Genomic DNA, 12,646 nt, shown 5'->3' with positions numbered 1-12,646 from the left:
TGTAATTATTAGTTAATAGTTAAGGAACTTAATAATTTTTAACTAAAACTTTGCATTTTGCACTTTTCACTTTGCACTCATATCTCGTAATAATCCTAGATTCCCGCCTTCGCGGGAATGACAACAGTGACTTAATTAGTAATTCTTCTTAAACTCCTCCCACCTTCCTTCCACAATCGCCTTCCTCGCTTCCTTAACTAAATTCACCAGAAAATAAAGATTGTGAATAGATGTCAAAGTGGCTGCCAACATCTCTTTGGCTCTAAATAAGTGAGCAATATAAGCTCTGGTGTAATTTTTGCAAGTATAACAACCGCAAGTAGGATCAATAGGAGAAAAATCGGAGACAAAACGAGAATTGAAAAGATTGATGGTCTGTTTCTGCTGGTTTTCCGGAAGCGAGGCTTCCGAATCGCTGCTTCCGGAAGCGAGGCCTCCGGAGGTTACACCTCCGGAAACATACGCGGTTCCATTTCTAGCGATGCGCGTAGGAGCAACACAATCAAAAGTATCCATGCCATTTTCTATACCCAAAATGAGGTCAGCGGGATTGCCAATACCTAGGAGATGTCTCGGCTTACCTTCTGGCAACTCGTCAGCAACCCAACCAACAGCTGTACCAATATCATCTTTATCAAAAGAACCACCAATGCCGAAGCCGTCAAAGTCCATAGCACCAATAGTTCTTGCGGAAAGACGTCGCAAATCTTCGTGGCGACCGCCTTGAACTATACCGAAAAGGGCTTGGGATTGGGTTTTTCCGGAAGCCTCGCCTCCGTAAGTCCCAAAAGCATTCAGACACCTTTTTGCCCAAATTGCAGTCCTTTCTATAGCTTTCTTTTGTTTTTCGTAAGATTCGTGAGGCGATAAACATTCATCAAAAGCAAAAATGATGTCCGCGCCTATAGCCTGCTGGATTTCGATGGAACGTTCTGGAGTGAAGCGATGAGTAGAACCATCTATTATGGATTTGAAAGTAACGCCATCATCGTCCATCTTTGCCATCATTGCGGAAACCTCGCTTCCGGAGGACTCCGACATTCGCTGGCTGGCGGAATGGGCTACCGAAAAATTCAATACCCCCTCCCCCCCAGGGGGGGTGGTATTTTCATTTTCGGACGATACCCCCAAGGCAATCTTCGCAATCTTTCCACCTTTTTTCCCCATCCCAGAACCAAGAGAAAAAGCCTGAAAACCACCAGAATCAGTGAAAGTTGGACCAGACCAATTCATAAATTTTCCCAAACCACCTGCCTTTTTCAATACATCAATCCCAGGTTGTAAATACAAATGATATGTATTAGCAAGAATAGCTTGTGGACCGACATCATCTCGTACCTGCTCTGGTGTCAAAGCCTTTATGGTCGCTTTTGTGGCAACAGGAATAAAAGCAGGAGTTTCAATCTTGCCATGCGCAGTTTCTATAATACCAGCACGACCACGACCGTTGGGCAATTTTGATTGGATGGTGAATTTCATATTACTGTCATTCCCGCGAAGGTGATTTAGTAAAATCATGTCGTATGGACCGGTAAATCCAGGATTATTACGAACAAACAATTACTTCACTTTGTGGTAAGCATGGATTCCCGCCTTCGCGGGAATGACACCCTTTTTAATTAATATTTCTCCACCACTCACTGACTGGAGCTTTTTTGATGATTTCTATAACCTTATCAAGAGAATCGGTAATCTCAAACATATTCAAACTGTCCTGATCTATAGCATGATATTTATTCATAGTATGGTCAGTCAAAAATTGTTTGAATGGATTCCAATAATTTGAATCAAAAAGAATGATAGGTACTTTTGGAATCTTCCCTGTTTGAATCAAAGTTAAAACATTGAAAAGCTCATCCAATGTACCATATCCCCCAGGAAAAAATACAAAAGCCTCAGCCGCAAACATAAGCATTGTCTTTCTAGAAAAGAAATACGAAAATTTTATAGAATGGGTAACATAGGCATTTGTAGTCCTTTCATGAGGAAGGCTGACGTTGAGTCCCAAAGAAACTCCTCCCGCTTCATAAGCACCCTTGTTGGACGCTTCCATGATACCAGGACCTCCTCCAGTAATAATGGTATAACCAATATCCCTAACTATACGAGCCGAAAGTTCCTCTGCTTTTTTATAAGCTTCATCTTCTGGCTTTGCTAATGATGAACCAAAAACTGTAACCGACTTGGGGTATTTTTTTAAAAATTCAAAACCATCACTAAATTCTCTATTAATATGTTCTAGATGAGATATCACCTCGTTGCCGTGAATATCACTCTTGGAAAATTCGTTGTTGTTTGACATGGAGATAGTATAACAAAATGTTGTCATTCCCGCGAAGGCGGGAATCTAGGATATCACCGCAAAATCCATTTTCAAATAAATTACAACAAACTATTATCTCGTAATAATCCTGGATTCCCGCCTTCGCGGGAATGACACAAAAAACAATAAACCCCGTATTGTTTCCAATACGAGGTGTTACTGTTCGCGAGCTTGGGGCAATTATGCCTTTGGGCGTGCTTCTGATACGACAATCTTGCGACCATCTAATTCAGAACCATTGAGCTTGGTAACAGCATCGACAGCTTCCTGATCGGAAGACATCTCAACGAAACCAAAACCCTTTGAGCGGCCGGACATCTTGTCCATGATAACACTTGCCGACTCAACTTGACCGGCCTGTTCGAAATGTGATTTCAGGGTCTGGTCGGTCGTACCCCAGGCAATACTGCCTACGAAAAGTCTCTTTGACATTTTCTTTTATTTTACCCGTGAGCGGATCACTAGAAGTAACGCGCTAGCGGAAGCTCTCGTACATTAATTGCTAACGCGCGTAAGTGACGAGAATACCTACACGAAAGTAGCATAGCATAGGTTTTGTATAAATGCAAGCTTGAAAACAATTACGGTCTTATGTGTTTTTGGATTGATCGGATATAGTTTTCGTATAATGGGACAAACTCTTTCGCTGACTTGTAAAAAATAAAATTGTCTTCGTCAAAATCATATTCATGAATCAAAATGTTTCTCAAATTAGAACTTCTTATAAAATCTGGCAAAGATTTTTCATCTAGAATCTTTAGTTCAACTACTCTTCTAAATGAATCTTTGTATGTATCGGGAGTCTGTGCTCCCATATCCGCTATGATTTGCGCGTTTATATCGCTTGCAAGTTCAATAATGAGTTGGAAATTCCTTTCTGCAGAACGAATATTTTTGAATGTAGACTTGAACTCAGAAAAAGGAATTTCGAGAAGTTCTCGCAGTTCTCCGAGCAATACAGACATTTGTTCAAGCTTTTTTAGGATGAGATTGTTAAGCATATTTCTTCATCATTACTTCTTCACGTAAACGACGGAATTTCGCAGTATCAACGTACTCTTTAAAAGCTAGGACTTTGAATCTAATAAAATCGAAATACTCACCATCTATGAGTTTGCCATTTCTCGCAACCTCGAACTTCAAGAGAGGTGAGGCAGTACGAAGATCGACGATGTCAATCTTATCTTCATTGATATCTAGCTTTTTTGAGATGTAATCTGACAGGTCAGTACGTTCAGATAGAGATAACGACTGCTTTCCAAGCACACCAAAATCATGGTCAGACATGGTAGTAGATTTACCGCTCACCTGCGAACCAAAAGCAATGATAAGTGGAGTCTTCATGTTTATAATATAACATATCTCTCTAGATTTTCCTATTTTTGTCGGATATATTCTGACAGAGATCATCAAGGTGCAACCTTGATAATTAGCCCTACCTCCCCATATTATATAACTGTTTAACTTCGGAGGCAGAGAGAGCGCGGTTGTAGATACGGACGTCGTCAACCAAAGAATCCCAACTGTATGTACCGGTACTTCTTGCTCCTATAGTCGTTATTTCTCCAGTTCCAGCTATAGTTCCTGTTAAATTATCAGGTGTTCCAGTAAGTGCCCCATTTACATAATATCTCACCTTACTTCCATCATAGGTATAACCTACATAAGCCCACGAACTTCCTATTACATTACCAGATTGATTAACAGTTGTGCAATCTGAATTCCTAACAAATATATCTATACTATATCCTATACTCTGTTTGATAAAAAGATCTCCGCAGGGAGCTGTCCAGTAGCCTCCATCATAAGAAGATATATTAATCTTAGACGGATTTAATATTTTTATCCACATGAATACAGACTTCTGACTTAAATTGGTTAGACTGGTAGAAGTCATTGAACCAACAATTTTTACTCTGTCATCCACCCCATCAAACTTCAGCCCCTGCCCCATCTTCCCTTGCGCGTAAAAAGTAGAAGTGGCGATGTTGATCAAGTTACCATTATTACCATTGCCACTTTTATCTTGTGCAACACCATTTGCCATATCTTTTCCATCAAAAGTCCAATAACCCATCAACCCGGAAGCGAGGCCTCCGGAGACTTTTGGTGGAACTGATACTTTATTTCCACCCATACTATATAGTTGCTGGATTTCAGTGACTGAGAGGGCGCGATTGTAAATACGGACGTCGTCGAGGGATCCGTTGAAAAAATTGGCGGGGGTAGCTTGATAATCAGCTCCAACGCGCACACTACCAGCTTGTACAGGTATAGTACCTGGAGAGCTTTCACTCGCACCTTTTTGGACTCCATCAACATAGACTCTCATATCAACACCATCATACCTACCTACCAGATGATGCCATTTACCATCCGCTATATTAATCACACTATCAGCTGTATACGTATTTGCACCATTCTTCATCATAAATTGACCACCATTGACCATACTCAAAGCATAAGGAACATTGGTTTTTTGTTCGGCACCACAAGTGACTGTAGTAGGAGGACTTTCACTTGTTACTGAATTAGTAGCTTTGATATTATATACACCAGCAGATTCACATTTTAGACTTTTGGTAAAAGAAGAAAGGCTAGAAGAACAGGTATCTCCATTACAATCAAGATATGGATCGGGTGTAGGTGTTCCAGAAGGTATAGTTACATAAGAACCAGTTACATCAGTTTGAATATATTTCGTCCCACATGTACCTATAGAAAAAACATTTACAGACACTGTAGAGCCAACATTTGCTGTATATGGGTGATCTGTAAAATATATATCCGTACACGGTGAAGAAAAATCAGTCCAAGACATTTCCTTCTTAGTCAGAGTTCCAATTTTATTTTTTGCAGTAAGAACAGTCTTGTATTCTTTATCAATAGTATCGTGTACAAACCAATCTCTTTTCCATAAACCATCATATATAGTACCTTTAACCAATTTCAAATCTACCCAATCAGTCCCTTTTTCATGAGGAAAAGAAGCTATTACCGATTGAATTCCATTTTTATCAACTATCCTTGAACTTATATTCATATTATCCCCAGGCTTAACATCCAGAGGAAAGATATGGGAACTTTTTATTGAATTATTGTCAGATATTGGTTTAGCTAGATGTACGAAGTAATCCTTGAAATCTTTTTGACTCCAGTCATACCAGATCTGACCGATTGATTGATTGTCCAAAGTACTGATCTTGAATACCTGATCTTTTTTGATTCTCTCTTGAAGATTTTTCTCATTAGTATTTTGTAATACTTTTTGCTTACTTATGATAAATTCCGTATTCCAATAATAATCTTTCCCTTCACGGACATCCATATCCGTCTTTATAGTTATATCGCCATAGACTTGATCTAATGTTTTGTAAACAGCTTTAACAAATTCATAATTTCCACAACAAACCCAAAGACGAATAGTACCTTCGCTATTAACTTTTTTCTTTAATAACTGAAAATATTCTACAGAATAAAAAGGTGAGACTTGGCTTAATGAAGGCATATTCAATTCAACATTCACAAAATCGTATTTACTTTGAGTTCTAGCCAAAAAATGTAATATATCATCTGTACGCAAAACGACTTTTTTATCTTTGAGGAGATTATCATTACCAAAATATTTCAGAGTTTGCTGTAATACTGGATTTATATCTACAACTTCAACAGTATCTATTTTGCTACTAGAAGCGATCATTTGTGCTGAATATCCACAACCAAGCCCAACATCTAGTGCCGTACTTTTTCCCGGCAATTTGCCTAAAATAGAATCTAGATTCGTCTCCAATAAAGGATAATTGCTATCACATTGAATGATCTTGGATATTGAAAGTGATGTATTATTATTTTTATTCGTGACCGCAATAGCACCAAAAGCAGATTCTTTTTTAAAAAGAGTATTCTCAACCGAAGAAATCGTACCCGAACTTGATACTGTAAAATTTTTATCTTTTACAAGACTTCCAATCAAAAATATGAGAACAATTGTGGTCAATAGAACAAACCATATTCTTTTTGTTTCAATTTTATAAATCAATAAACCAGCAATAATATTTATTGTCGCTCCGAAAACAAAAGCTATACTCAATCCAAATATTGGCAATAAAATAAAACCTGACAATAATGCACCCAAGACTGCCCCTACCAGATCCCAAGAATAAAGTTTTCCTACAACACTACCTGCAGTTTGGACATCTTTTATTATTAATGATGAAGCCAGTGGAAAAGAAGCACCGAGCATTACAGTTGGAAAAATCAAAAAGGAAATACCAACCAAAAACTTAAGAATTAGAATCAAAGTCGGAGAATTGAAAGCTAAATCATAAACAACCGGCATAGCATACAAAATATGTTGATATTGAGTTAGAACAATGAGAGCGTATATGCCAGCCAATATCTGCATAATAACTAACAATCTCAACGGAGATTTGATACTGGATAAATATTTTGAAATGATAAAACTACCCAAAGCCAAACCAAATAAAAATGAAATGATGGCTGTAGCGACCGAATAAGAACTGGAATTGAAAAAGTAAGTCAGAGCCTGCGTTGAAGCTACTTCATATATCAAAGCTGAACAACCAGACAATGCTGTAACTATGATAATAATATTTGCAGATATTTCTTTTTGTCTTGATTTATAAAAACCTAAACCAATAAACGAAAAAATAAGAATTATTGATAATATTAAAATATCTTTTTCAATAGCAAAAAGACTTGGTGGATTTTTATTTGGAACCTTAACATCGACAACTTCGGAAACCTCGGTAATCGGTGGATCCTTTGCGATGATATAACCACCGCTTGTTGTGGTTTTTACCCACGCAGACAAGGTTACATTCGCAGGATTCAACTCTGATGCGTCAGCCACCTCAACATAATCATCCACCCCATCAAACTTCCCCGCTTGACCAATCTTCCCTTGTGCATAAAAAGTAGAGGTGGCGATATTGATAACATTCCCATTGTTTCCATTACCACTTTTATCTTGTGCAACACCATTTGCCATATCTTTTCCATCAAAGGTCCAGTGGCCCACCAATCCAGAAGAGATGCCTGCAAGGGATTGTCCAGAACCTGTAGATGAGAGCGAGGCTGATACTTTATTTCCACCCATACTATATAGTTGTTGGACAGTGGAGGTAGAAATAGCACGATTATAGATACGAACATCGTCTAATAGACCATTGAAATAATAACTACTAGCTTGACTCCCTAAATAAGCTGTTGTTGCCAATGTACCACCTCTTGCATAATAAGCTCCCTGTGCAACAATAGAATTATTACGGTAAATTTTTAGACCTTCAGTTGAACTACACGTTGCCACAATGTGATACCAAGAGTTTGACCAAGAAAGTACACTTGAATTTAACCAATGGCCTCCTCCATCACAAGTCATAACCAATGACTTATCAACAGCGATTCCAATCTTAAAATCATTAGTTGAGGGAGCATCTGCTAGACTAAAAAGATACGGGGTATTTGAATGAAATGTACTACTATTAGTAGGTTTCATAAATAACGAGATTGAGACATTACCAGTCCCTATACTATTTTTAACACTGGAGACGTCCACTTTTTGAGCACCACTAAACTTCCCCGCTTGCCCCATCTTCCCTTGTGCATAAAAAGTAGAAGTGGCGATGCCCAAAAAATTACCATTATTACCACTACCACTCTTGTCTTGCATGACCCCATTCACAATATCTTTTCCATCAAAGGTCCAGTGACCGACAAGACCATTTGTGAGTGAACCAGATGAACTCCTAGTCACTCCGACCAAAGCACCTTCGGCAAATCTTGAGCCAATGGCAATAAAAAACACGACAATCATTATCAAAATTAATTTCCTAGAGGAAGATGAGTTCGTTCGCATAAGCCTATTTTAACACATCTACGACTCTTCTATCTTCCCATGTTATACAATTGCACAACCTCGCCAGCAGAGAGAGCTCGGTTGTAGATACGGACTTCGTCAATAGAACCTTTAAAATAATATGCATACTGACTTAAACCAATTATCAAAGGCCCAGCTACTATAGGTGGAACCCAAGCAGTAGTGTCAGAATTTGCCAATAATCCATTGACATAAAGTTTGTAACCACTAGCGTCAGCAGTAGCAACAACGTGATACCATTTGTTTATTCCGCTGAGAGAAGTATATATATCGTGAGAATTATAGGCATTTTTAAAATACAACCTTCCAGCTGAACCAGTATTCAAATCAAACTCCGTATAAAAATCATAGTTATAAAGGTTATATGAAGGAGTAGTATAAAAATCAATTATTCCTCGTCTGATACTATAGCCTTCGGTGAAAAGATTTGGATATATCCACGCTGAAGTGGTTATACCAGCCGAAGGCATAAAGTTGGCACTTGTACCAACGGTCACAGTATCATTTACACCATCAAAATTTCCTGCTTGACCAACTTTTCCAGCCTTATAAAAAGTGGAAGTGGCTATACCAGCAAAAGCGCCTTTACTATTATTCCCACTTTTATCTTGAAGTACTCCGTTAACTATATCTTTTCCATCAAAAGTCCAATAACCCATCAAACCAAAATTGAGGCCTCCGGAAGTCTGGGTGCTCGTAGCCATACTAGGATATACTGCCATTTTTGTACCTGCACCAGTGCTATATAACTGAGAGATTTCTTGAACAGAAAGAGCACGACTATAAACACGGATATCATCAAGTTTTCCTTTGAACCAATAACCATTGTTCCAATAAGTCCCAATAGTCCAATTTGTACTTGGAGGATTGCCGTAGGTACCAGAACTATCACTACTACTTACTCCAATATCAACATTATTCAAATAACATTTCCATAGGGAAGCATTCGTAGATGAATTGATTATAAATGTCAGATGATACCATTTATTCAAATCCGAAGCGGTAAAAGTTTTATTGCAAAATGTTCTGAATGTACCAGCAGAATAAGAATCAACTTCAATCACATTTGAACTAGTCAAGCTTATCCCGTAAGCGGGATTACTAAGTGAATATTTTATGAATGCTTGAGTTGAACTAAGTTTGGTCGGATAAAACCAGAGGGACACCGAATACGGAACAGTCAGAGTTGGAGCGGTCGGGACTTTCATATAATCATTTGTCCCATCAAAATTCCCCGCTTGCCCGATCTTTCCAGCCTTATAAAAAGTGGAGGTTGAAATACTCAAGAAAGTGCCGACGTAATTATTTCCACTCTTATCTCGCATTCCTCCATTGACCACATCTTTTCCATCAAAAGTCCAATAAGCAGATAGACCGTTCATCAAGGAATTGTCGGTACCAGTTTGAGTACTGGTAGCTGTACTAGGAGATGATGACATCTTTGTGCCTGCACCTATACTATATAATTGAAAAACTTCTTGAGCAGAAAGCGCACGGTTGTAGATACGGACGTCGTCGATGGAGCCTGGAAAATAACGGAAACTTGCCGATGAACTTCTGCCAATATTCAGTGAAGAAAACGAATTCAAATTCTTTAATGAAACTGTTCCGGCTGATATACCATTCACATAGAGAGACTGGTTGGAACCGTCAAAAACTCCAACCGCATGATACCAAGTATTCGCCACTATTCCAGTAAACGTATTTCCCCCACCAAAATCCTCACTACCAATATGGAAAACTAATTGGGTATTTATTTGTCCTATTCCTGCACCACTATAAGTTTGACCTGGAAAGAAAACAACATTTAATGTCGAGCCACCCGTACTAGCTGAATTTGGCTTAAACCAAACACTAATCGTCATTGGAGCATTAGCTGAAAATGAATTAACAGTCGTGCTGGCATAATCATTCACCCCATCAAACTTCCCCGCTTGCCCAATCTTCCCTGGTCTATAAAAAGTGGAAGTAGCGATACTTATAAAATTAGCGGTGTTATTGTTACCACTTTTATCTCGCATAGCTCCACTCACTATATCTTTTCCATCAAAAGTCCAATGACCAACAAGACCATTTGTAAGAGGACTAGTAGATCCTGTTGTTGTAACTCCTATAAAGGCAGAATCGGCTATCTGGTAGCTCCACAGAAAGCATAATAAAAACAAAATAGTAATTCTATATAGAAGAGTACGCATAAATGTATTTTAACACATAAAGATCTTTTACTTTCCCATGTTATATAATTGTCGAATCTCAACAGCAGAAAGCGCGCGGTTGTAAATGCGGACGTCGTCCAATGCGGAATTAGTATACCCAATACCCTCTTGATAACCGATCAATAAATTATTTCCAGCATCAGAATATAATCCAGCTCCATCTGTTCCACCACTTTGAGTCTGTAATAAACCATTCTTATATACAGTAACTCCACTTTGTAACGCGGAACCATTCCATGAAAAAACTATGTGTTGCCATACGCCAGTCGTCAATTCACTGTTGTAATATACAATCATATCTGTCGTGCCATCTTTTCTGAATATTAATCTCGCGGGATTTGTGTCAGAAGTTTTTGAAATAGTCATATGCCCAGTACTATTTGAGAGTACACCCTTTGATATGATGGCACCTGTACTATTTGAAGGAGGTTTAATCCAAAACGCTACTGTCATTACGCCACCACTTTGAAGTTGAATGTCATCCAGAGTTGAAGCTGAACCCGCATTTATATAATCATTGCTTCCGTCAAACTTCAATCCCTGACCTATCCTGCCAAGAATAACCGCGCTAGAAGTAGAAGTAAATCCTGACATTGATCCATTATTTCCTTGTCCACTACTATCTGTAACATTTCTTAACATCTTGTTACCATCAAAAGTCCACCAGCCTACCAATCCGGAAGAGAAGCTTCCGGAAACTCCGGAAGTAGGAGGTGATACAGATACTTTATTTCCACCCATACTATATAGTTGTTGGATTTCTACAGCAGAAAGCGCGCGGTTGTAGATACGGACGTCGTCGATGGAGCCGTCAAAAAGAGCACCCGTGACCGGTATACTTGAACCAATAGCCATATTAAGCGAACTATCAGTTCTCCTCGAACCAGCTATATCTGCATCGCGACAATAAGTATAAGGTACCTCCTGCCCATTCTTATAAAGATGAATATGAGTGCAATCATTTGTACCGTCCCACGTAGCAACTAGATGAATCCATGTATTTACAGTAATAGAACCTAGCTCGGCCTTACGACTAACGGCACCATAACCACCCCCAGTGTAGGCCTCTTGAAAAATAAATGCTTTATCTGATGTTGTATAAAACAATGGGCCATTTGAAAATCGTCCTCCTTTATTAACTATATTATATGTACCGTACGACTTAGGATTAATCCATACGGAATATGTCATCTCTGCCAATTGATCTAACGACGCACCCGACCCAACATCCACATAATCATTACTCCCATCAAACTTCAATCCCTGCCCTACCCTGCCAAGAATAACCGCGCTAGAAGTAGAAGTAAAACCGACCATGCTTCCATTGTTTCCTTGTCCGCTGGAATCGGTTATATTATTTTTCATTTTCGGCCCATCAAAAGTCCACCAACCTACCAATCCGGAAGAGAGGCTTCCGGAAGTTCCAGAAACAGGAGGTGGAACTGCCATTTTTGTACCTGCGCCGAGACTGTAGAGTCTACGGACTTCATTGGCAGAAAGCGCGCGGTTGTATATACGGACATCGTCCAAAGTACCCGGAAAATACGAGCTACCATTTGTATCTCCACCAATGACTAGAGCATTAGCGGTTGTTGGTTGAACCCATGCTGTTGTGGTTGAATTATTGAGCGACCCATTTATGTAAATATTGTAACCAGTAGAATCTGCTGTAAAAGTCACATACGACCACGCGTTTAGAGGTAATGCAGAAGCACTATTTAAATTAACCCATGAACGAGACGCATCTAGGATCCCTACCAAACGAGTATTTGTGAATCTTGTATAATATCCATTGCCAGTCTGGAGCTTAGTAAGAAAAGTTTTGGTAGACGCCGTAGTAGGTTTTAACCACAAAGATATAGTGATACCATTTGCGGGATTGAAGGTGGCTGAAGATCCTGTATTTATTACATAATCATTGCTCCCATCAAACTTCAACCCTTGCCCTATCTTACCAGCTACAACTGCCGAAGAAGTTGAGGTGAAATTTACGAGTTTTCCATTATTACCATTACCACTTTTATCAGTAACATTACGTAACATATCTGCACCGTCAAAAGTCCACCAACCCAAAAGACCACTCATCAAACTATTAGAGCTAGACATAGAACTACCGACGACCGAAGCTGACACTGTTTGATAGCCAAAAAGAATACAAAAAATAAATAAGGGAAGTATTTTATTTATTTTAAGTATTTTTTTATTCAT

Annotated in this window: 8 protein-coding genes; all 8 read right to left on the bottom strand. The window is 38.9% G+C overall.

The features are described 5' to 3' along the window. Window positions 1-135: 135 nt before the first annotated feature. The 8 genes from tgt to WCS89_03375 all read right to left on the bottom strand — a co-directional run bounded on the left by tgt (window position 136) and on the right by WCS89_03375 (window position 12,646). On the bottom strand, window positions 136-1,479 hold the full coding sequence (gene tgt, locus WCS89_03410; protein MFA6554532.1) for a tRNA guanosine(34) transglycosylase Tgt: 1,344 nt from the start codon (window positions 1,477-1,479) through the stop codon (window positions 136-138). A gap of 136 nt (window positions 1,480-1,615) precedes the next feature. Further along, the gene (locus WCS89_03405) at window positions 1,616-2,302 is read right to left on the bottom strand and encodes a TIGR00730 family Rossman fold protein (GenBank protein ID MFA6554531.1); all 687 of its coding nucleotides are present in this window, start codon (window positions 2,300-2,302) and stop codon (window positions 1,616-1,618) included. Between the two features lie 201 nt (window positions 2,303-2,503). Next, window positions 2,504-2,755, bottom strand: a complete 252-nt coding sequence (locus WCS89_03400; protein MFA6554530.1) for an RNA-binding protein — start codon at window positions 2,753-2,755, stop codon at window positions 2,504-2,506. Between the two features lie 149 nt (window positions 2,756-2,904). Continuing rightward, window positions 2,905-3,324 (bottom strand): DUF86 domain-containing protein, encoded by a 420-nt coding sequence (locus WCS89_03395; GenBank protein MFA6554529.1) that lies wholly within the window; start codon window positions 3,322-3,324, stop codon window positions 2,905-2,907. Further along, entirely contained in the window at window positions 3,317-3,667 is a 351-nt protein-coding gene (locus tag WCS89_03390) for a nucleotidyltransferase domain-containing protein (GenBank protein ID MFA6554528.1), read from the bottom strand. The genes WCS89_03395 and WCS89_03390 overlap by 8 nt, the downstream gene beginning before the upstream one ends. 91 nt (window positions 3,668-3,758) lie before the next feature. Next, on the bottom strand, window positions 3,759-8,201 hold the full coding sequence (locus WCS89_03385) for a fused MFS/spermidine synthase (protein ID MFA6554527.1): 4,443 nt from the start codon (window positions 8,199-8,201) through the stop codon (window positions 3,759-3,761). Between the two features lie 29 nt (window positions 8,202-8,230). Continuing rightward, window positions 8,231-10,417 (bottom strand): LamG domain-containing protein, encoded by a 2,187-nt coding sequence (locus WCS89_03380; GenBank protein MFA6554526.1) that lies wholly within the window; start codon window positions 10,415-10,417, stop codon window positions 8,231-8,233. A gap of 27 nt (window positions 10,418-10,444) precedes the next feature. Next, on the bottom strand, window positions 10,445-12,646 hold the full coding sequence (locus tag WCS89_03375) for a LamG domain-containing protein (GenBank protein ID MFA6554525.1): 2,202 nt from the start codon (window positions 12,644-12,646) through the stop codon (window positions 10,445-10,447).

Source organism: Candidatus Paceibacterota bacterium, from assembly GCA_041666915.1.
Taxonomy (GTDB): Bacteria; Patescibacteriota; Minisyncoccia; order Phycocordibacterales; family PALSA-1337; genus C7867-002.
The sequence above is the reverse complement of the archived record's forward strand: the minus strand, read 5'-3'. Positions and strand labels throughout refer to the sequence as shown.